The 19,779-nt window shown below is 71.6% G+C and carries 20 protein-coding genes, 1 pseudogene and 1 riboswitch; of the genes and pseudogenes, 12 read left to right on the top strand and 9 right to left on the bottom strand.

Annotation, left to right across the window (positions count from 1 at the left end; translation table 11 throughout):
* The 3 genes from MLJ35_RS08970 to MLJ35_RS08960 all read right to left on the bottom strand — a co-directional run bounded on the left by MLJ35_RS08970 (nucleotide 1) and on the right by MLJ35_RS08960 (nucleotide 2,498).
* Nucleotides 1-573: a DUF3501 family protein gene (locus MLJ35_RS08970; RefSeq protein WP_243384051.1), complete on the bottom strand. Its 573-nt coding sequence runs from the start codon at nucleotides 571-573 to the stop codon at nucleotides 1-3.
* Complete coding sequence (locus MLJ35_RS08965) at nucleotides 570-1,964, bottom strand: heterodisulfide reductase-related iron-sulfur binding cluster (RefSeq protein ID WP_243384050.1); 1,395 nt, start codon at nucleotides 1,962-1,964, stop codon at nucleotides 570-572. The genes MLJ35_RS08970 and MLJ35_RS08965 overlap by 4 nt, the downstream gene beginning before the upstream one ends.
* A 114-nt stretch (nucleotides 1,965-2,078) precedes the next feature.
* Nucleotides 2,079-2,498: a rubrerythrin family protein gene (locus MLJ35_RS08960; protein WP_243287429.1), complete on the bottom strand. Its 420-nt coding sequence runs from the start codon at nucleotides 2,496-2,498 to the stop codon at nucleotides 2,079-2,081.
* A 122-nt stretch (nucleotides 2,499-2,620) separates the two neighbouring features.
* Between MLJ35_RS08960 and MLJ35_RS08955 the strand changes: the two genes are divergently transcribed.
* Entirely contained in the window at nucleotides 2,621-3,547 is a 927-nt protein-coding gene (locus MLJ35_RS08955; protein WP_243384049.1) for a LysR substrate-binding domain-containing protein, read from the top strand.
* On the opposite strand, the gene MLJ35_RS08950 is transcribed toward MLJ35_RS08955, so the two are convergent.
* Genes MLJ35_RS08950 through rhlP (MLJ35_RS08935) form a run of 4 tightly spaced genes read right to left on the bottom strand, consistent with a single transcriptional unit; the run spans nucleotide 3,544 to nucleotide 6,578 of the window.
* Entirely contained in the window at nucleotides 3,544-4,320 is a 777-nt protein-coding gene (locus MLJ35_RS08950) for a thiazole synthase (RefSeq protein ID WP_243384048.1), read from the bottom strand. The genes MLJ35_RS08955 and MLJ35_RS08950 overlap by 4 nt on opposite strands.
* A 37-nt stretch (nucleotides 4,321-4,357) precedes the next feature.
* On the bottom strand, nucleotides 4,358-4,855 hold the full coding sequence (locus MLJ35_RS08945) for a rhomboid family intramembrane serine protease (RefSeq protein ID WP_243384047.1): 498 nt from the start codon (nucleotides 4,853-4,855) through the stop codon (nucleotides 4,358-4,360).
* The gene (gene rhlP, locus MLJ35_RS08940; protein WP_243384046.1) at nucleotides 4,855-5,712 is read right to left on the bottom strand and encodes a rhombotarget lipoprotein; all 858 of its coding nucleotides are present in this window, start codon (nucleotides 5,710-5,712) and stop codon (nucleotides 4,855-4,857) included. Before rhlP (MLJ35_RS08940) ends, MLJ35_RS08945 begins: the two co-directional genes overlap by 1 nt.
* Before the next feature lie 50 nt (nucleotides 5,713-5,762).
* The gene (gene rhlP / locus MLJ35_RS08935; protein ID WP_243384045.1) at nucleotides 5,763-6,578 is read right to left on the bottom strand and encodes a rhombotarget lipoprotein; all 816 of its coding nucleotides are present in this window, start codon (nucleotides 6,576-6,578) and stop codon (nucleotides 5,763-5,765) included.
* 84 nt (nucleotides 6,579-6,662) lie between these two features.
* On the opposite strand from rhlP (MLJ35_RS08935), the gene MLJ35_RS08930 reads away from it, so the two are divergent.
* The 11 genes from MLJ35_RS08930 to MLJ35_RS08880 all read left to right on the top strand — a co-directional run bounded on the left by MLJ35_RS08930 (nucleotide 6,663) and on the right by MLJ35_RS08880 (nucleotide 17,409).
* Nucleotides 6,663-7,268, top strand: coding sequence for a TetR/AcrR family transcriptional regulator (locus MLJ35_RS08930; RefSeq protein WP_243384044.1), 606 nt, complete (start codon nucleotides 6,663-6,665; stop codon nucleotides 7,266-7,268).
* A gap of 46 nt (nucleotides 7,269-7,314) precedes the next feature.
* Nucleotides 7,315-7,839 (top strand): RBBP9/YdeN family alpha/beta hydrolase, encoded by a 525-nt coding sequence (locus MLJ35_RS08925; protein ID WP_243384043.1) that lies wholly within the window; start codon nucleotides 7,315-7,317, stop codon nucleotides 7,837-7,839.
* A 37-nt stretch (nucleotides 7,840-7,876) separates the two neighbouring features.
* Nucleotides 7,877-8,056: riboswitch (Lysine riboswitch) on the top strand.
* A gap of 57 nt (nucleotides 8,057-8,113) precedes the next feature.
* Nucleotides 8,114-9,148 carry a M20 family metallopeptidase gene (locus MLJ35_RS08920; RefSeq protein ID WP_243384042.1) on the top strand — a complete coding sequence of 345 codons (1,035 nt, stop codon included), beginning with the start codon at nucleotides 8,114-8,116 and terminating at the stop codon, nucleotides 9,146-9,148.
* Between the two features lie 3 nt (nucleotides 9,149-9,151).
* Entirely contained in the window at nucleotides 9,152-10,207 is a 1,056-nt protein-coding gene (gene asd / locus MLJ35_RS08915) for an aspartate-semialdehyde dehydrogenase (protein ID WP_243384041.1), read from the top strand.
* A 178-nt stretch (nucleotides 10,208-10,385) separates the two neighbouring features.
* Nucleotides 10,386-11,726: a lysine-sensitive aspartokinase 3 gene (gene lysC, locus MLJ35_RS08910; RefSeq protein WP_243384040.1), complete on the top strand. Its 1,341-nt coding sequence runs from the start codon at nucleotides 10,386-10,388 to the stop codon at nucleotides 11,724-11,726.
* A complete protein-coding gene (locus tag MLJ35_RS08905) occupies nucleotides 11,723-12,451 on the top strand; it encodes a 4-hydroxy-tetrahydrodipicolinate reductase (RefSeq protein WP_243384039.1) in 729 nt (242 codons plus the stop codon). The genes lysC and MLJ35_RS08905 overlap by 4 nt, the downstream gene beginning before the upstream one ends.
* On the top strand, nucleotides 12,448-13,350 hold the full coding sequence (dapA, locus tag MLJ35_RS08900; protein ID WP_243322413.1) for a 4-hydroxy-tetrahydrodipicolinate synthase: 903 nt from the start codon (nucleotides 12,448-12,450) through the stop codon (nucleotides 13,348-13,350). The genes MLJ35_RS08905 and dapA overlap by 4 nt, the downstream gene beginning before the upstream one ends.
* Nucleotides 13,350-14,171, top strand: coding sequence for a 2,3,4,5-tetrahydropyridine-2,6-dicarboxylate N-succinyltransferase (locus MLJ35_RS08895; protein ID WP_243384038.1), 822 nt, complete (start codon nucleotides 13,350-13,352; stop codon nucleotides 14,169-14,171). Before dapA ends, MLJ35_RS08895 begins: the two co-directional genes overlap by 1 nt.
* Before the next feature lie 28 nt (nucleotides 14,172-14,199).
* Nucleotides 14,200-15,315 carry a pyridoxal phosphate-dependent aminotransferase gene (locus MLJ35_RS08890; RefSeq protein ID WP_243384037.1) on the top strand — a complete coding sequence of 372 codons (1,116 nt, stop codon included), beginning with the start codon at nucleotides 14,200-14,202 and terminating at the stop codon, nucleotides 15,313-15,315.
* A gap of 19 nt (nucleotides 15,316-15,334) precedes the next feature.
* Entirely contained in the window at nucleotides 15,335-16,510 is a 1,176-nt protein-coding gene (locus tag MLJ35_RS08885; RefSeq protein WP_243384036.1) for a diaminopimelate decarboxylase family protein, read from the top strand.
* A gap of 62 nt (nucleotides 16,511-16,572) precedes the next feature.
* Nucleotides 16,573-17,409: a bifunctional transcriptional activator/DNA repair enzyme AdaA gene (locus MLJ35_RS08880; RefSeq protein WP_243384035.1), complete on the top strand. Its 837-nt coding sequence runs from the start codon at nucleotides 16,573-16,575 to the stop codon at nucleotides 17,407-17,409.
* A gap of 31 nt (nucleotides 17,410-17,440) precedes the next feature.
* On the opposite strand, the gene MLJ35_RS08875 is transcribed toward MLJ35_RS08880, so the two are convergent.
* Nucleotides 17,441-18,070 carry a flavin reductase family protein gene (locus tag MLJ35_RS08875; protein ID WP_243384034.1) on the bottom strand — a complete coding sequence of 210 codons (630 nt, stop codon included), beginning with the start codon at nucleotides 18,068-18,070 and terminating at the stop codon, nucleotides 17,441-17,443.
* Between the two features lie 108 nt (nucleotides 18,071-18,178).
* A pseudogene (locus MLJ35_RS08870) lies at nucleotides 18,179-19,779 on the bottom strand (hypothetical protein); the annotation flags it as partial.

Genomic DNA, 19,779 nt, shown 5'->3' with positions numbered 1-19,779 from the left:
TTATGCCTCCGCCGGGGGTCGACCCAGGTCCTCCAACAGGGCCCGCTGGGTGGCAGGGCTGAGGGAGGTGCCGACCGCGAGCTCCGGCAGATCCACCACCAGGCCCGCGGGAATGCGGTCGCCCACGGGAAAGAGGAGGAACTGGACGGAGGAGAGGCGCGCCTCGTCCATCTGGGCCGCATCGAAGCGGGCCGACTCGCGGCTTCCGTCTGTGAAGGTCAGGTGCAGGTGGCCCGGGAGGCCCCGCCAGCGGCGGAGGAGCACGGGGCGCAGGGCGGCATCGGGGATCTCGATGAGCAGGGTGCAGCCCAGCTCTCCCTCGCCGCCGAGAACTGCGTTGTAGGTGTCCAGCTCGTGCCGGATGTCCGACTCGCGCACCATCTGCTCGGCGCGGACCATCTCCTGGATCTGGTAGCGGATGGTCTCCCGGTTCTCGAAGAGCAGGGTGAGGTGCTCGCCCAGGTGGACCCGGCGCAGGTCCTTGGCGGCCATGGCGGAAGCCCGGATGGCGTCCCTCCGGTCCGCGTAGGTGAGGAAGTCCAGGATCTCGGCGCGCTCGACTTTCGCTGTCATGGCGCCTCCGGACCCACGGGGTTCGGGAAGCCGTCCTTGCGGTAGGCCCGGGCCAGGATCGTCATGGGATGCAGGGCCCGCCGCCCGGCGTGCTGTTCGAACTGCATGCCCGCCAGGGGGCACTCCGTGGCCCAGACCTCGGCCTCCTCCGCGCCCTTCATGCCCGCGAAGGCCTTCTGGCCCACGCGCCGGCTGGCCTCGTAGGTTTCGGCGCGCATGGCGTAGGTGCCGTCGTGGCCGCAGCATTCCATGACAGAGACGATGGAGACGCCGGGGATCTTCTTCAGCAGGTCGCGGCCCTTGAACCCCACCCGCTGGGCGCGCAGGTGGCAGGGGGCGTGGTAGGCGATGGGGCCGGGGCTGGATTCGAAGCTCCAGTTCGCCCGGGGCTCGTTGCGGATGGACCAGAGGAACTCCGCGGGATCCCGCACGGCGGCGGCCAGCTTCTTCGCGCGCTCGCGATCCGCGCCCTCCAGCAGCTCCGGGTACTCCTGGCGCAGCATCATGGCGCAGGTGGGGTTGATGGCCAGCACCAGCGAGCCCGCCTCCACGTGGGGCATGAGGGCGTCCAGGTTGGCGCGGGCCTGCCGTCTCAGGCTGTCCAGGTCACCGTGCTCCCAGGCGGGCATGCCGCAGCACTGGAGGCCCTTCACGCAGCCCGCCCGGCAGCCGTTCTTCTCCAGCACCTCCAGGGTGTCCTTGCCGAGCTGGGGCTCGTTGTTCTGCACGATGCAGGTCTGGAAGAGCACGGCCTCGGCGCCGGGTTCGGTCTGGATGCGGCCGCTCTTCTCGGCCCAGGCCTCGAAGGTGGCGGAGGCGAAGTCCGGCAGGTGGGCCTCCCGGTGGATGCCCAGCGTCTTCTCCATGAACCAGCGGTGGATCGCCACCCGGTTCATGGTGTTGGCCAGGCCGAAGGAGGCTCGGGCCAGCTTGGCGGAGAGGTCCGGGTCGCCCAGGAGTTGGTCGCGCAGGGTGCCGCCTTCGCGCTTCCGGCGCTGGGCCTGGTAGCGGTGGACGAGCCTGGGGAAGTCCAGGGCGAAGGCGTGGCCCTCCCGCGGCGTGTAGGGGCACTGCACCTCGCAGAGCTTGCACTGGAAGCAGTCGTCCATGACGCCGTCGCGCTCCGCCTTCGAGAGGGCGCGAACGTCGCCGTGGTGCCTCTGGTCGAGGAGGGCGAAGAGGCCCGGGAAGGCGTCGCAGTACTTGAAGCACATGCGGCAGCCGTGGCAGATCTCAAAGGCCCGCTCCACCTCCTCCTTCAGCAAGGCCTCGTCCCAGTAGCGGGGATCCGCCAGGTCGTAGACCGTGCTCTTTCCCGCCAGGTAGCTGATGCGCTCACCGGGCGTGGTGTGCGGGCGGTCGTGGTCACCCACCGAGTAGCGCTCGGCCATGCGTCACCTCGAAAGGATCTGGAACGCGAAGAACGCGAATGGGGCGAAGAACCACGAATACAAAAATGACTGCTTAGCGTTCTTCGCTTCCTTGGCGCCCTTCGCGTTCTTCTTTCAGCTGATGGACTCGAGCATCTTCTGGAAGCGGCCGGCGTGGCTCTTCTCGGCCTTGGCCAGGGTCTCGAACCAGTCGGCGATCTCGGCGAAGCCCTCCTCCCGGGCGGTCTTGGCCATGCCCGGGTACATGTCCGTGTACTCGTGGGTCTCGCCCGCGATGGCGGACTTGAGGTTGAGGGCGGTGTCGCCAATGGGCAGGTCCGTGGCGGGATCGCCCACGGCCTTCAGGTAGTCCAGGTGCCCGTGGGCGTGGCCGGTCTCGCCGTCGGCCGTCTCCTTGAAGTTGCCGGCCACCTCCGGGTAGCCCTCGATGTCGGCGACCTTGGCGAAGTAGAGGTAGCGGCGGTTGGCCTGGGATTCGCCCGCGAAGGCGTCCTTCAGGTTCTGGTGGGTGCGGGTGCCTTTGAGCTTGGTCATGGTTCCTCCGGGATCGGGTCCCCAACATAGGTCCGAGTGGCCGGGTGGGCCGATACTTCTTGTGGATCAGTCCGATAGAGCTGGGCTATCAGACATGGCTCTGGCTCTTGGTTTTTCTGATCATGGCTGCCATGCTCCCGCCCATGGTGCGTCCCTCGGACCTCTCGCTCCGGCAGCTGGAGTACCTGGTGGCCCTGGCGGACACCCTGGGCTTCCATCGGGCCGCGGAGCGCGTCCACGTCTCCCAGCCCTCCCTCAGCGCCCAGATCCAGCAGATCGAGGCCACACTGGGCCTGCGCCTCTTCGAGCGGGACCACCGCCGGGTGCTCCTCACGCCCGCGGGCGAGGCGGTGGTGGCCCGGGCCCGCCGCATCCTGCGGGAGGCCCAGGACCTCCTGGCGGCCGCCGAGGCCTGGCGGGACCCCTTCCAGGGGGCCTGGCGCCTGGGCGTCATCCCCACGGTGGCGCCCTACCTGCTGCCGGAGGTGCTGCCCGTCGTGACCGCCGCCCACCCGGATCTGCGCCTGAAGCTGCGCGAGGAGCGCACCCCCGTCCTGCTGGCGGAGCTGGCCGCCGGGGGCCTGGAGGCGGCCATCCTGGCGGAAGGCACCGATCTTGGGGAGCTGGTGCGCGTTCCTCTGAGGGAGGATCCCTTCCTGCTGGCGGCGCCCCTCCATCACCCTGTGGCCCTTAAGGCGCGGGTGAGCCTGCGGGACCTGGAGGGCCAGCCCCTCCTTCTGCTGGAGGACGGCCACTGCCTGCGGGGCCAGGCCCTGGCCTTCTGCGGGGAGGCGGGGGCGCGGGAGGTCGACTTCCGGGCCTCCAGCCTGCCCACCCTGGTGCAGATGGTGGCCGCGGGGCTGGGTCTCACCCTGCTGCCCGGCCTCTGCATCCCGGTGGAGGCGAGCCGCGCGCCGCTGGCTCTGCGCCCCTTCGGCCGGCCCGTGCCTGGACGCACCCTGGTGCTGGCGTGGCGGAAGGAATCACCCCTGACCGAGGCCATGGGAACCTTCGCGGAGGACCTGCGGAGGGCCTGGCCGGAGCGCTAGCGGCCCACCACGCCCGCCACGGGACTGCTGGCGCTGGCGTAGAGGCGCTTGGGCATGCGGCCGCTCTCGAAGGCCAGGCGGCCGGCCTGCACGGCGTGGTCCATGGCCTGGGCCATCTTGGTGGGCTCGCCGGCCTCGGCCACGGCGGTGTTGAGCAGCACGCCGTCGGCGCCCAGCTCCATGGCCAGGGTGGCGTCCGAGGCCGTGCCCACGCCGGCGTCCACGATCATGGGCAGCTGGTAGGCCTCCACGACCTCTTTGATCAGGAGCAGGGTCATGGGGTTCTGCACGCCCAGTCCCGAGCCGATGGCGCTGCCCAGGGGCATGACGGCCGCGCAGCCCGCGTCGCAGAGCTTCTTGGCGAGGATGGGATCGGCGTTCACGTAGGGCAGCACCGTGAAGCCTTCCTTCACGAGGATCTTCGCGGCTTCCAGGGTCTCCTCGTTGTCAGGGTAGAGCGACTTCTGGTCGCCGATGACCTCCAGCTTCACCCACGGGGTGTTCAGGGCCTCGCGGGCCAGGCGGGCCACGCGCAGGGCCTCCTCGCGGGTGTAGCAGCCGGCGGTGTTGGGCAGGAGGGTGATGTCCTTGGGGATCCAGGTGAGGATGTTGTCCTCGCCCGTGGCGTTCAAATCGAAGCGGCGCACGGCCAGGGTGACCATCTCCACCCGCGCGGCCCGGTAGCAGGCCTGCATGGTGGCGAAGTCCTTGTACTTGCCCGTGCCGAGGACGAGGCGGTTGCTGAAGGTCTTGCCGGCGATGACGAGGGACATGGGGCGCTCCGAGCCTCCAGTGTACCCCGGCCCCGCCTCAGGTTCGGCGCGGGCGGAAGAGCCGGATGCGCGCCTGGACCGGCAGGGCCGCCGCCAGGCCCAGCCCCGAGCCCCAGAGGTGGGCGGCGGGCAGGGTGGACCAGCCATCCGCGCGCAACAAGACCCCCCCGCCAACGACCGTCTCGGCGGCCAGCTTGACGAGAAGGCTCGCCAGCAGCATCAGGCCCAGAAGGGCGGACTCGTTCCGGACGGCCAGCCGCAGGCCCACCAGGGCCCAGAGGGCACAGACCAGGCCTGAGGCGCCCCGGTACTCGCCACCGCCCAGGGAGGGCAGCAGCAGCACGCTCAGCAGGGGCGGGAGGATGAGTGTCGCGAGGGCCAGCCGTCGCCGGTCGCGGGGGGCAGCCAGGATCCAGGGCACGGCCAGGGCCACAGCGTTCGCCAGCGCGTGCTCCCAGCCGAAGTGGACCAGGTGCCCCGTCCAGAGGCGCCAGGGCTCCCGCAGGGCCTCGGCGGTAAGCGCGAGGGCATCCATCAGGCTCGCCGCAGCCTCAGGGCCGCGCCCAGGAGGATGAGGGCGCCCAGGACCTCGATCCAGCTCGTGCTGCCGCCGAAGTTGCGACCGCCGCTCTGGCGCAGGGACACACCCTGGCGGTCCACCACGTCCACGTCCTTGCGCTCGCCCCGGGCCACCTCGGCCTTGAAGGCGCCCACCTCGGCGTCGAGGTTCTTGGCCAGATCGGTCATGGCCAGCTCCAGGCCCTTCGCCGAGTGCTCGCGCAGCTGCTTCTCGCGGTAGGCCCAGGTGGAGCTGCCCTTGACCTGGCTCTGGCCGGGCGCGCGCAGCAGGAAGGTGTGGCTGGCCACGTCGTAGACGGCGGCGTCGATGAGCGTGTTCGTGTCGTTGGCGTCGCCGGGCAGCACGTAGGCGCCCACGATGGAGAGGTAGGTGAAGCTGTACCAGCGGGGATCCGTGTTCTGCACCTGGTCCACGCTCACGAGGGCCATCACGTCCACCCCGTACATCCGCGCCACCTGGTCCATGTTTTCGAAGCCGCCGCCCGGACGGAGGTAGGCGCTGGGGACGAGCTTGATCTCCGAAATCCAGGGCCGGTCCTTGAAGCTCTGCTTCACCACGTCCAGAAGCTGCTTCTCCTGGCCCGGGGCCATGAGGTTCTGGACCCGCCAGGAGGCCGCGCCGCCGGGGACGAAGGCCACGCCCAGCGTCAGGGGCAGCTTGAGGCGGGCCCCAGCGGGGTTCGGCAGGGGGGCGGCCTTCTCCTTCGGGTAGAGGTAGTCCATGAGGCTGCTGCGGCGCACGTGCGTCTCCGGCGTGTTGCAGCCGAGGAGGGCCAGGAGGGCCAGGGCAGCGGTGAGGAGGGGGCGGGACATGGGGGCTCCGGAGGAGGGTGGAAGGTCAGGACGGCGCCTGGGCCGGGCCTTCAATGGCGGGCGGGGTCGTAGCCGGGGCTGCCCAGGGGGTTCCCGGCCTTGTCGACCAGGAGGACGTCCTTCCGGGCGCCCTTGAGCAGGTCCTGCTTGAAGGCGGCCACGCCCTGGTCGAGGGAGGTGGAGAGCTGGGTCATGGCCAGGGAGAGGCTTTCCTGGGCCTGCCGGCGGAAGGCCTCTTCTCGGCCGGACCAGGTGGAGCTGCCCTTGGCCGTGCCCACGCCCCCGGCCCGGAACAGGAAGGTGCGGGAGGGCACGTGGTAGACGGCGGCGTCCACCAGGGTGGTGGTGTCGTTCTTGTCGCCCTTCACCATGTAGGCGCCCACCAGGGTCCAGTAGGTCCAGGAGTACCACCGGGGACTGCTGAACTGCACCTGGTCCACGCTCACGAGGGCCACGACCTCCACGCCGAAGGTGCGGGCGACCTGGCCCAGATCGGCGAAGCCTCCGTTCCGGGTGAGGTAGTGGCTGGGGATCACCTTGAAGGTGGCGGTCCAGGGCTTGGCCTGGAAGACCTCGGCCACCTTCTGCTGCTGGAGCATTTCCTGATCAGGCGACATCAGGCCAGAGGGCCCCTCGCCAAGGCCGCTGTGCCCCTTGCGCTCGGTGGACTCGCTGGGCACGAAGGCGATGCCCAGGCGGAGGGGCAATTGCAGCCGGGCTGGCTCGGCTGCCTCTCCGGGTGGAGGCGCCTCCCCGGCGCCGAGGTAGGCGGTCAGGCTGCTGCGCCGCTGGACGGTCTCGGGCGTGGCGCAGCCGCCGGCGATGAGGCAGAACGCGGCGAGGAGGGGGAGGAGTGCGTGTCGCATGGAGCCTCCGGGTTCAATACGCATGCGTATGGTTGCCATACGGTATGGTATGGTAAGCTGGCCCGGTCACCTGTCAAGGCCGCCATGCCCGCTCCCCGCAAGAAGCCCCGCCGCTCCGCCGAACCCCTGTCCCCCGAGGCCTGGGTGAAGGCGGCCCAGGCCCTCATTATCCGGGAGGGCGTGTCGGCCGTGGCGGTGGAGCCGCTGGCCCAGGGGCTGGGGGTCACGAAGGGCAGCTTCTACTGGCACTTCGACAGCCGGGACGCCCTCATCAAGGCGGCTCTGGCGGACTGGGAGCAGGACCAGAGCGCGGATGTGGTGACCCGCTACGGGGGCATCGCCGACCCGCGGCGGCGCCTGCGAGTCCTGCTCTTCGCGGCCTTCGAGGACGTGGAGAACGGTCTCTTCTTCGCAGCCCTGGCGCTGTCCGGTGAGGATCCCCGCGTGGCGCCCTTCCTCCGTCGCGCCACAGAGCGCCGCCTGGCCTTCGGTGCGGAAGCCTTCCTGGCGCTGGGCCTGACGGAAACGGAGGCGCGCCAGCGGGCCCTGCTGGCCTACGCGGCCTATGCGGGCTACTTCCAGCTGCTGCGGGCCACGCCCAGGGCGGTGAAGGAAGTGACGGACCTCAGCGGCTACGTGCGCCAGCTGGCGGACGCACTGGTGCCGGCGCGGGTCCCAAGGAGGGCTTGAACTCCGGCTCCGGTGGGCGTTCCATGGAGCCATTCCACGGTGATCCATGGCCGCGATCCTGATCGTCCCCGGCTACCAGAATTCGGGCCCCGGCCATTGGCAGAGCCTGTGGGAGGGCAGCCTGAGGGACGCGAAGCGGGTGGAGATGCCCAACTGGGATTTCCCCCACAAGGTGGACTGGGTGGAGGCCCTGGACGAGGCCATCGCCGGTTGCACGGAGCCGCCCATCCTCGTGGGCCACTCGCTGGGCTGCCTGGCGATCGTCCACTGGGCGAAGGACCATGACCGCGAGATCCGCGGGGCCCTCCTGGCGGCCCCCTCGGATGTGGAGCGTCCGGACGTGCTGCCGGTCCTGCGCAGCTTCGCGCCGATCCCCCGTCAGCGGCTGCCCTTCCAGAGCATCCTGGCCGCCTCGTCGGACGACCCCTTCCTGACCCCGGCCCGGGCCCACATCCTGGCCTCGGATTGGGGGGCCCGGCTGGTGGACCTGGGACCCTGCGGGCACCTGAACCTGGCCTCGGGCCACGGCCCCTGGCCCCGGGGCGAGGGCCTGCTGGCCGACATCCTTTAGCGGGTTGCGGAAGGGAGGCCCGGCGTGGGAAGGTGGAGGTTCCGATGGAGGAGCGGTCCCCATCAGTACCGGCGGTGAGGGCGATGAACCCGATGACCCGGTGGGAAAGGGGAGGATCGCCGAAGGGTTCGCGACTCATCGGCGCGGCCCCTGGACGTCGAGGCGAAAGCCCGGCGGCTGTCGTGCCGGTCACCCGGCGCGGAGGGCCTGAGGCGCGGCGGTGGGATCCTTCCCCCCGCGTTCCTGATGGCACCGTCGGCCCGCCGAGGTTTCCATGAACGCCACCCCCGCTGATCTCCGAAGCTGGCTCACCGGCAGCCTCCAGCGGCTCTGCGCGCGCGAGACGACCTCGGGCCAGGAGGACGCGGGTCTGCCGGAGCTGCGGGAGCTCCTCCGGGAGCTCGGCGCCGCAGTGGTGGAGCAGCCCGTGGCCGAAGGCCGCACCAACGTGCTGGCCACCTGGGGCCGGCCGAAAGTCCTCTTCTCTACCCATCTGGACACGGTGCCGCCCCACCTGCCGCTGCGCCTGGAGGGCGAGGTCTTCCACGGCCGCGGGGCCTGCGATGCCAAGGGCCAGATCGCCGCGCAGCTCGGTGCCGTGAAGACGCTTCTGGTCGAGGGCCGCGAAGGCCTGGCCTGGCTGGGGGTGGTGGGCGAGGAGACGGACAGCGCCGGGGCCACGGCGGCCCTGGGTCTGGCGGACCGGCTCCGCGACCTGCGCGTACTCATCAACGGCGAGCCCACGGACCTGAAGCTGGCCACGGGCCAGCGCGGGGCCCAGCACCTGCACCTCCGTTGCGCGGGCCGCGCCGCCCACAGCGGCAGCCCCGAGCTGGGCCATGACGCCGCCTGGCCCCTGCTGGACTGGCTCCAGCGCCTGCGCGCCCAGCCGCGCCCCGTGGACCCGGCCCTGGGCCCGGAGGTCTGGAACCTCGGCATCCTCCGCGCGGGCGAGGCCCTCAATTCCGTACCCGCGGCGGGAGAAGCCCGGCTCATGATCCGCACCCTGCCCGGGAGCACCTTTGTGGACGAGGCCCGACGCCTGGCGCCGCCCGAGGGCTCCCTGGCCCTCACGCTGGACGAGCCGCCGGACCGCTACCCCGAGATCCCCGGCTTCGAGCGGGCCCCCATGCCCTTCGGCTCCGACGCCGCCACCCTGCGGGCCCTGGTGCCCGACCGCACCGTGGTGCTGGCGGGGCCCGGCAGCATCCGCGTGGCGCACACGCTGGAGGAACGCCTCAGCCTCGCCGACCTCGAGGCGGGCGTGGCGCTCAACCACCGATTGGCCTTGCACTTCCTGGGAGACTGAACCATGACCGCCAAAATCCCCGTCACCGTCCTGGGCGCCACTGGCGTCGTCGGCCAGCGCTTCGTGCGCCGGCTGGCCAACCATCCCCTCTTCCGCGTGGAGCACCTGGCCGCCAGCGAGCGCAGCGCGGGCAAGCGCTACCGCGATGCCTGCGCCTGGCGCCTGGACGGCGAACCCTACGGCGGCCTGGGCGACCAAGTCATGGCCGAGGGCACGCCGGAGTTCGCCCTCTCGCCCGTGATCTTCAGCGCCCTGGACACGGGCCCGGCCAAGGAGCTGGAGCCCGAGTTCGCCCGGGCCGGAGCCATGGTGTTCTCCAACGCCGCGGCCTTCCGCATGTCGCCGGAGGTCCCGCTGCTGGTGCCCGAGGTGAACGCGGACCATCTGGGCCTGCTGGACGTGCAGCGCCACCACCACGGCTGGAGCGGCGGGATCGTCACCAACGCCAACTGCACGGCCACGGTGCTGGTGATGGCGCTCGCGCCCCTGCAGCGGGCCTTCGGCATCGAGGCCGTGCTGATGACCTCCATGCAGGCCATCAGCGGCGCCGGCTATCCCGGCGTGGCCAGCCTGGACATCCTGGGCAACGTCATCCCCTTCATCCGCAACGAGGAGCCGAAGGTGGAGGAGGAGACCCCGAAGATGCTGGGCCGCTTCACGGGCAAGGAGGTGGAGCTGGCGCCCATGCTGGTGAGCGCCCTCTGCCACCGCGTGCCCGTCATCGAAGGCCACACGGAGGCCGTAAGCGTGAAGCTGAAGGGCAACCCGTCCCTGGAGGCCGTGCGCGACGCCTGGCTGACCTGGCGGCCGGAACCCCAGCAGCTCAAGCTCTTCTCCGCGCCGGCGGTGCCCATCCACATCCACACCCTGGAGGACCGTCCCCAGGTGCGCCGCGACGTGGAGAAGGACGAGGGGATGAGCGTCCACGTGGGCCGCCTGCGGCCCTGCCCCATCCTGGGCGTGAAGTTCGCGCTCCTTGGCCACAACACTGAGCGAGGGGCGGCCGGCGGCAGCATCCTCAATGCCGAACTGGCGCACGCGAAGGGGTACCTCCGATGACCCGTTCCTCAAATCGCCCCTCGCACGTGTTGTCTGGCAGCCCGCGATCGGACATGCCATCAAGGCATGTCCTCCTGCTCCCCGCTGCGCGGGATCGCAGAGCGGGGCCCCCCCGAGTGGGGGCGGCCGGCGGCAGCATCCTCAATGCCGAACTCGCCCACGCGAAGGGGTACCTCCGATGATCGTCCTCAAGTTCGGCGGAAGCAGCGTGGCCGACGCGGCCTGCATGCGGCAGGTGGCGACGCTCGTGAAGGCGGCCCTTCCCCAATCGCCCCTGGTGGTGCTCTCGGCCATGGGCAAGACCACCAACGGGCTCTTCGATGCCGCCAAGACCGCGGAGGCCGGGGACCTGGGCGGCGCCATGGAGCGGCAGCGGAAGCTGATGACCCATCACCGCAAGGCCGCGGAGGACCTCTTCGCGGGGGAGGTGCCCGAGGCACTGGATGCGGACCTGACGGAGCTCTTCGGAGAGCTGGAGCTGCTGCTCCGCGGCGTCGCCATGCTGCGCGAGCTGAGCCCCCGCAGCATGGACGCCATCGCCTCCATCGGCGAGCGGCTGTCCACGCGGATCTTCGCGGCCTTCGTGGACGGCGCCTGGGCGGATGCCCGGACGGTGCTCCGCACCGACGCCACCTTCGGCGAGGCCACGCCGCAGCCGGAAGCCATCCGGGCCCTGGCCGAGGCCCACCTGAAGCCCCGCGTGGGGCCGGGCCGCTCCGTCATCACCCAGGGCTACATCGGCGCCACCGAGGACGGCCTCACCACCACCCTTGGCCGCGGCGGCAGTGACTTCTCGGCCGCACTCTTCGGCGCGGCCCTGGGGGCGGCCGAGGTCCAGATCTGGACGGACGTGGAAGGCGTGCTCACCTGCGATCCCCGCATCGTCCCCGAGGCCCTGCCCATCCCCGAGCTGAGCTTCGCGGAGGCCGCCGAGCTGGCGGCCTTCGGCGCCAAGGTGCTCCACCCGGCCACCATCCAGCCCGCCGTGGAAGCCCGCATCCCCGTCACGGTGCGCCACACGCAGAAGCCAGAGGGCCGCTTCACCACCATCTCCGCCGAGGTCCGCACGGGCCGGCCCATCACGGCCCTAGCCAGCCGCGGCCCCGTGACGGTGCTCACGGTGAGCAGCTCCCGCATGCTGGCCCAGAGCGGCTTCCTGGCCCGCCTCTTCGAGGTGTTCGGGCGGCGCGGCGTGAGCGTCGACCTGGTGGCCACCGCCGAGGTGAGCGTCTCCCTCACGGTGGAGGCGGACATGCCCCTGAAGGCCCTCATCAAGGACCTCTCGGCCTTCGCCACGGTGGAGGTGAACGAGAACCGGGCCATCATCGCCGCCGTGGGCGAGCGCCTCAAGTCCACGCCGGGCCTGGGCGCGCGCCTGCTCTCGGCCCTGGGCGACATCAACGTGGAGATGATCAGCATGGGCGCCAACGAGATCAACCTGAGCCTCGTGGTGCGCCGGGAGCAGGGCGACGAGGCCCTGCGCCGCCTCCACAAAGTGCTGGTGGGAGGGGCGCCGTGACGCTCCGCCTCGGGCTCTTCGGGAAGGGCCGCCTGGGCTCGGCCATCGCCGCCGAGGCCGGGCCGGCCCTGGCCTGGCACGCCGGCCGGGGCGAGACCCCGGACGCCGGGACCGGCGTGGCCAATGTGGTCATCGATGCCAGCGTGGCCGAGGCCGTGGAGGCGCACCTGGCCTGGGCCCTGGAGACAGGCACGGACCTGGTGATCGGCACCACCGGCTGGTCCATGCCCGATCTCGAGGCCCGGGTCGCCGGCCGAATCGGCGTGCTGACCGCCTCGAACTTCTCCCTGGCGGTGGCCCTGATGGCCCGGATGGCCACCGTGCTGGGCCGCTTCGCCGCCCTGGATCCCGCCCGGGATCCCTACCTGGCGGAGCATCACCACCGCCTCAAGGCCGATGCGCCGTCGGGTACCGCCAAAACCCTGGCGGCGGCCCTGATGACCGGCTGCCCCCGCAAGACCGAGTGGACCCTTGGCGCTCCGGCGGCCCACCAGCTGAGCCTGGGCGTGGTGCGGGCCGGCGCCGAGTTCGGCACACACACCGTGGGCCTGGACGCCCCGGCGGAAGTGCTGGAGCTCACGCACCGGGCCCGCTCCCGCGTACCCTTCGCGCAGGGCGCCCTGGCGGCCGCCCGGTGGCTCCATGGCCGCAAGGGCGTCTTCACCATGGACGACCTCGCCGCCGATCTGCTCGACCCCCTCTTTGTGTTTGGAGACAGACCATGACCCTCGACCTCTCCGGCCTTGCCGTCGCCCTGGCCACGCCGTTCACGGCCTCGGGCGAGGTGGACCTGCCCGCCTACCGCAAGCTGGTGCGCCACGTGGCGGCCGGCGGCGCGGACTTCCTCGTGCCCCTGGGCTCCACGGGCGAGGCCGCCACCATCCTCGACGCCGAGCGGGATGCCATCATCTCGGCCTGCCTCGAGGAGGCCGGGGGCCGCCCGGTGGTGGTGGGCACGGGGCACAACGCCACCCGCCAGGCCGCCGCGATGACGAAGCGGGCCCAGGCCCTCGGCGCCCAGGGGGCCCTGGTGGTGACGCCCTACTACAACAAGCCCACGCCGGACGGCCTCGTGGCCCACTTCGCCGCCGTGGCCGAGGCTGCGCCGGGGCTGCCGATCATCGCCTACAACGTGCCGGGCCGCACCGGGCTGAACGTGACTCCGCCGGTTCTGGCGCGCCTCTGGGAGAATCCCCAAGTGGTGGCCGTGAAGGAGAGCAGCGGCAACCTGGCGCAGATCGCGGAAATCGTCCGCCAGCTGCCCAAGGGGAAGGTCCTGCTGTCGGGCGACGACAACCTGGCCGTGGCCTCCATCGCCGTGGGGGCCTCGGGCCTGATCTCGGTGCTTGGGAACGCGCTGCCCCGGGAGACCGCCGCCCTGGTCGCGGCGGCCCGCCGGGGGGACCGCAAGGAGGCCCTCCGCCTCCACCAGCAGCTGCTGCCCCTCATGGACGCCCTGTTCCTCGAGAGCAATCCCATCCCGCTGAAGGCCGCCCTCCGCATGCTGGGCCTCTGCGGGGAAGGCCTGCGCCTGCCCCTGGTCCCCGCCGTCGCCGCCACGCGCACCCGACTGGCCGAGGCCCTCTGCCTCTCCACCGAGGGCACCTTCCCCGGAGTGATCTGATGGTCGTCGACCTCGGTACCATCCACCGCTTCTTCAGCCGGCCCCCCGAGGATCTGGCCGCCGATCCCGAAGCGCCGGCCATGCACCAGGTGCTCCTCTCCGCCCTGGAGAGCGGGATCGTGCGGGCCGCCGAACAGCAGCCGGACGGCAGCTGGCAGGCCAACCCCTGGGTGAAGCAGGCCATCCTCTGCGGCTTCCGGCGCACGAACATCGTGGAGATGCCCGGGCCCGGCTTTCCCATGTTCGACAAGACCGCCTATCCGGCCCGCCACTTCGGGCTGGAGGACGGTGTGCGCCTGGTGCCCGGCGGCTCCTCCGTGCGCCGCGGCGCCCACATCGCCAAGGGCGTGGTGATCATGCCGCCGGCCTACGTGAACGTGGGCGCCTTCGTGGACGAGGGCACCATGGTGGACAGCCACGCCCTGGTGGGCAGCTGCGCCCAGATCGGCAAGCGCGTGCACCTCAGCGCCGCCGCCCAGATCGGAGGGGTGCTCGAGCCCGCCGGGGCTCGGCCCGTGGTGGTGGAGGACGAGGCCTTCGTGGGCGGCCTCGTGGGCCTCTTCGAGGGGATCGTCGTGCGGAGGCGGGCGGTGTTGGCCTCGGGCGTGGTCATCACCGGCAGCACGGCGATCTACGACCTGGTGCATGGCCGCGAGCTGCGCCAGGAGGTGCCGGAAGGCGCCGTGGTGGTGCCGGGTTCACGCCCCGCTTCGGGCGACTATGCCAAGGCTCACGGACTCCAGGTGTCGGCCCCCTGTATCGTGAAGTACCGCGACGACAGGACCGACGCGGCCACCGCCCTGGAACGGGCGCTGAGGTAGCCCCGTTCCGGCCCGACCGAGAGAAGCCATGAAGCCCGCCTCCCGCCTATCCCTGCTCAAGCCCTCGCCCATCCGAGCCATCACGGACGGCACGCCGCCCGGGGCCATCCCCCTGGGCCTGGGCGAGCCCACCTGGGACCTGCCCGAGGTGGGCCGGAAGGCCCTGCTGCGGAACCCGGGCCCCTGCCCCTACGTGCCCCACGTGGGCCTGCTCGACCTGCGGAAGGCCGTGGCCGCCTTTCATGGCGCCCACGTGGACGAGGTGCTCATCACCACGGGCTCGCAAGGGGCGCTGTTCTCCCTCTTCCAGGCCTGGGTGGATCCAGGGACGAAGGTCCTGGTGCCCGATCCAGGCTTCGTGGCCTATCCGGCCCTGGCCCTCATGGCCGGCGCCGAGGTCGTGCCCTATCCGCTGTCGAAGGACCGGTTCCGGCTCGATGCGGACGCGCTGATCAGCGTGCTGGACGCCACGCCAAACGTGTCCGTCGTGATCCTCAACCTGCCCTCGAACCCCACCGGTGGCGGGGGGAGCCTGGAGGCGCTCAAGCGCGTGGCCGACGCCTGCCTCGCCCGCGGCGTGCTGCTCATCTCCGACGAGGTCTACCGCGACCTGCACTTCGGCACGCGCTGCCCCAGCCTGCGGGATGTGACGGACCGCGGCGTCGTCACCAGCTCCGCGAGCAAGGGCTGGGGCGCCCCGGGCCTGCGCGTGGGCTGGGCTGTGGGTGATCCCGCCTGGCTGGTGCCGGCCCGCACGGTGCACGGCTATGCGGTGACGGGCACGGCCACGCCCGCCCAGTGGGCGGCGCTGGCGCTGATCGAGCACTCGGACAGCGTGCTGGCCGAGGCCCGGGCCGCCGTGGGCGAGCGCTGGGAGGCCCTGGCCGCGGCTCTTCAGGAGGAGCTGGGCCAGACGCCGGCCCCGCCGGATGGCACCTTCTACCACTTCATGGCTCTGCCCGAGGCCGCGCATGCAGATCCCGTGGCCTTCTGCCTGAGGCTGCGCGACGAGGCCAAGGTGGTGCTCATCCCCGGCCTGGCCTTCGGCGAAGGCGGCCGCGGCCACGCCCGCCTCAGCTTCGCCGCCACCCCCGAGCAGCTGCGAGAGGGCGTGCGGCGGTTCGCACCGTACTGGAAGAACTGATCCGCGGTTAGAGGCCCTTATGCTTTTTGCCTTCGACGATGCCCAGTGCCGATCCCTCGCGGAGGCCCACGGCACGCCCTGCTTCGCCTACTCCGCCGCCGTCGCGGCGGAGCAATTCACCACGCTGCGTGGGGTGCTACCCCCGCGGGTGCGCCTCGCCTACGCGGTGAAGGCCAACCCGCATCCGGACCTGCTGAAGTGCTTCGCCGCCCTGGGAGCCAGCTTCGACTGCGCCTCCATCGGGGAGCTGGAGCGGGTGGAGGCGCTGGGCCTGCCGGCGGGCCGCACCTTCTTCGCCGGGCCGGGCAAGCGGGAGGCGGAGCTGCAGAAGGCCCTGGAGATGGGCGTGCGGGTGCAGGCCGAGGGCTTCGAGGACCTGGCCCGGATTGACGCCCTGGCTACCCGGGAGACGGCCGTGAACCTTCGGGTGCATCCGGCCTTCGACATCGACGAGGGCAACCGCATCATCGGCGGCAGCGGGCCTTCGGCCTTCGGCGTGGACGAAGAGGACGTGCCGGCCCTGCTCGAGAAGGCCGCGAGGCTGGCGCACGTGCGCATCAAGGGGCTGCATGTCTTCGCCGCCAGCAATCAGCGGGATGCCGCCCAGCTGAAGGCCATCCACGGCGCGGTGCTGGACCTGGCGAAGCGCCTGCACGCGGCCCATGGCCTCGCCTTCGAGCAGATCGACCTGGGGGGCGGCCTGGGCGTGCCCTACGCCTCCGATGAAGCGCCCCTGGACCTGGCGGCCTTTGGACAAGGGCTGTCCGAACTGCTGGCGCGGCACGCCTGGTTCAAGGGCGAGCTGATCCTGGAGCCTGGCCGCTTCCTGGCTGGCCCCTGCGGCGTCTACCTGGCCCGGGTGGTGCGCCTCAAGGAGAGCCGGGGCACGTACTTCGCCATCCTGGAGGGCGGCATCAACCACCTCATCCGGCCCCTGCTCACAGGCCAGCCGTTTCCGGTGAAGGCCGTGGGGAAGGGCGCGGAGAAGAGCTCGGGGAAGGCCGGGGGAACCGTGTCCTACACCCTGGCTGGTCCCCTCTGCACGAGCCTGGACCGCCTGGGCGAGGTGCGCCTGCCGGAGCTGGCGGCCGGAGACCTGCTCGCCTTTGGCACCGCCGGCGCGTACGGCCTGAACGAGGGCATGACCCACTTCCTCAGCCACCCTGTGCCGCCGGAGGTCTGGGTGGCGGGCTGATCCCCGCAAGATCCGGGTGGGAACGGAGCGCCCCCGGACCCACCCTGGCAGGGGAGGTCCCCATGTCCAGCAGCGACTACAGCCGGGTGGAGCGGGCCATCCGCTTCCTCGCCGATCACGCGGAGGAGCAGCCGAGCCTGGAGCGGGTGGCGGAGGAGGTGGGCCTCAGCCCCTTCCATTTCCAGCGGCTCTTCCAGCGGTGGGCGGGGGTGAGCCCCAAGCGCTTCCTCCAGGTCCTGACCCTGGCGGAGGCCAAGCGCATGCTCGCCGAGTCCCGGAGCCTGCTCGAGGTGAGCCACGCGGTGGGCCTCTCGGGCCCGGGTCGCCTGCACGACCTCTTCCTTCGTCTGGAGCGGATGACCCCCGGGGAGTACAAGGCCCAGGCCGAAGGCCTCATGATTCACTGGGGGGTGGCGGAGACGTCCTTCGGTCCGGCCCTCTTCGCGGCCCTGGACCGGGGCCTCTGCGGCCTGGCCTTCCTCCAGGACGAGGGGCTGGACGGCGCCCTGGCCGAGCTCCGGGCGCGCTGGCCGGGGGCGCGCCTGGAGCGGGGGGAGGCCCTCATCCGTCCCTATGCGGAGGCCTTCGAGGCCCGCATGCGGCATGGCGTGGGCCAGCCCCTCAGCCTCGTCCTCAAGGGCACGCCCTTCCAGCTCCGCACTTGGGAGGCGTTGCTGCGAGTTCCTCCGGGCCAGGCCGTGTCGTACCGCGACCTGGCCACCCTGTCCGGGGCCCCAGGCGCCATGCGCGCCGTGGGCACGGCCGTGGGGCAGAATCCCATCGCCTGGCTCATCCCCTGCCACCGCGTGATCCAGGCCACCGGGGCCCTGGGCCAGTACCACTGGGGCGCCCCGCGCAAGCAGGCCATCCTCGCCTTTGAGCGGGCGAGGACGGCCTGAAGGCTTCCAGAACTCTTCCTGAGCCAAGGCCTCAGGAGGCCACCGGCGGGCGCCAGGCCCGGGCCAGCCGGGAGGGCAGGAGGGGCGACCCGGTCAGGCTGAAGAAATCGCAGAAGCTCATGATGAGGGGCTGCCAGAGCTGGGGATCGATGTAGTCCCCTTCCCGCGGCATCATCAGGGTCTCGTCGATGTGGACGCGGACCACCTGGGCCTCGATGGCGGCCAGGTGGCTGCCCTCATCGCCGATGCGGCGGATGCTGCGGATTCGGGCCTCCAGGTGGACGGGACACTCCAGGGCCCTCGGCGGCTTCACCAGGTCCGCGGGGATCGGGGTGAGGTCCGCGGCCTCGAATTTCCGGGGTTCGTAGCGGTAGCCCATGGCCGCCTTGTAGGGAGGCACCGGATCGCTTCCCGTGAGGAGCGCCAGGCGGTCCACGGCGGCCACCAGCGCCGAGGAGGGCAGGTTGAGGACGCACTCCCCCTCGCGGGCGAGGTTCTCCACGGTCCGCGATCGGCTGCTCATCCCCAGCTGGCAGGTGTCCCCCAGCCACCAGGCCGAGGACATGGGTGCCAGGTTGGCCGAGCCATCGGGGTTCAGTGTGCTGATGAGGACCACCGGGGTCCCGAAGTACAGCATCTTTGGACGGACGACCTTGTGCATGGCGCACCTCCCAGGCGGGAGGCGCCAGGGCGCTCCCGTGGGCTCAGCATCCGGCGCGTCGGCACGCCGGGCGACCCGGTTCTTGCCGTGATATGCCGGCGGAGAAGCCTACCCCAGCAGGGGAAGCCAGGCCGCCTGCTGCGACCTGGGCAGGGTCTTCACGCGCTCGAGCAGGAGCAGGCGCGCCTGCCAGGATTTGTCGCTGGGGAACAGGGCCCGGCCCTGGCGCAGATCCTCGGCGGCCGCATCCCACTTGGCCTGGCCGGCATGGGCCGCGCAGAAGGCCAGATGCAGGCTGGCAGCCTTGGCACGGAGGGCGGGATCGTCGGGCTGGGCCCGCAGGAGTGCGTCTATGACTTTGGCCGCGGCGTCGAGATCGCCGGCCTGGAGGTGCTTCTGGAATTCGGGGAGGGTCGCCCCGGCGGCCCCGCCGGGCAGAGCGGCCTTGGCCTTCTCCAGCAGCTGGGCGGCGGTGGCGTCGCCGGGATTCTGGGCCAGGATGTACTGGGCCCGGAAATAGGCCCGGAGCGGATCCGCCTCCAGGGCCGACTCACCCTCGCGGAGGATCGCCGCGGGCGTTTCGGTGAGGTCGGGCGACTGGGCCTGCTGGGCGACGGGAGCGATGGCCGCCTGGCGGGCGGCCTTGACGGCTTCCTTCAGCTCCTGGTCCCTGCGGTAGGAGTGGATCGCGTAGAGGGCCACCGCCAGCGTCAGGGCGCTCCCCCCGGCGATGGCCCAGACCTTGGGCTCCCGGAGCCAGGGAAGGTTGGACGAGGCCTCCTGGAGGCGGGCCGGCAGGCTCAGGCCCTCCCGCGGGGCCGGGGCGCTCCGGGTCATGGAGGCGGGAGGCTCCACGCGACCGGGATCGGTGACGATGAGGGTGGGCTCCTCCTCCACCATGGCGATGCGGTCCGGTAGGTCCAGGCTGATGCCGGAGCTGGAGGTTCCGGCCCCGGGTTGGGGTCGCCGGCAGCGCTCGAGCCCCGCCAGGGCCTCGGGGTTTCCGGGCGCCAGCCGGAGGGCCTGCTGATAGGTGAAGGCGGCCTCATCGGGACGCTGGAGGGTCAGCAGGTGCTCGGCTTGCCGGAGCTTGAGGGCCAGGGCCTCCGCCTCGGGGGTCGGGGCAGGGGCGGCGGGGCTCGCGGCTGAAGCCGGGGGCAGCGCAGGGGTTGGTGCTGGAGGTGGGGGCTGGACCGGGGCCGGCTGGGGCGCGGCCTGGGTCACTTCCATCCGGGCCTGGCGGAGGTACCCCCGGATCTCCTCCCGATGGGGTTCCAGGGCGAGCACGTGCTCCCACTTGGAGATGGCCTCTTCCGTCAGTCCCATGTCGTAGAGCTGGACCGCTTCGCGAAGCAGCTTGTCCACGTCCTCGTCGGCCTGGGGGGCCGGCTCCTCGGCGGGAACGGCGGGAGCCGTTCCCTGCAGGGGCGGGAGCCCAAGCTCGCGGCGGGCGCCATTGGCGTAGCCCAGGGCCAGGCTCTGGGTGGGATCGATGGCCAGGGCCTGTTCCCACTTCTGGAGGGCGTCGGCCACCTGGCCCATGTCGTAGAGCGTGCAGCCCTCGATGACCAGGCGTTCGGGCTCCACGTGAGGGGGGGGCGGCGGGGCGACTGGTGTGGGCGGAGCCGGCGCGGGAGGGTGGGCGGGAGGTGGAGGAAGCGGGGCCGGCGGCGCCATGATCACGGCCGGAGTGGGCGCAGGCACGGGAG

This window comes from Geothrix alkalitolerans (genome assembly GCF_022808885.1).
In the GTDB taxonomy this organism is placed as follows: Bacteria; Acidobacteriota; Holophagae; order Holophagales; family Holophagaceae; genus Geothrix; species Geothrix alkalitolerans.
Note: the sequence above shows the minus strand (reverse complement) of the source record. Positions and strands in the feature narration are given on the sequence as shown.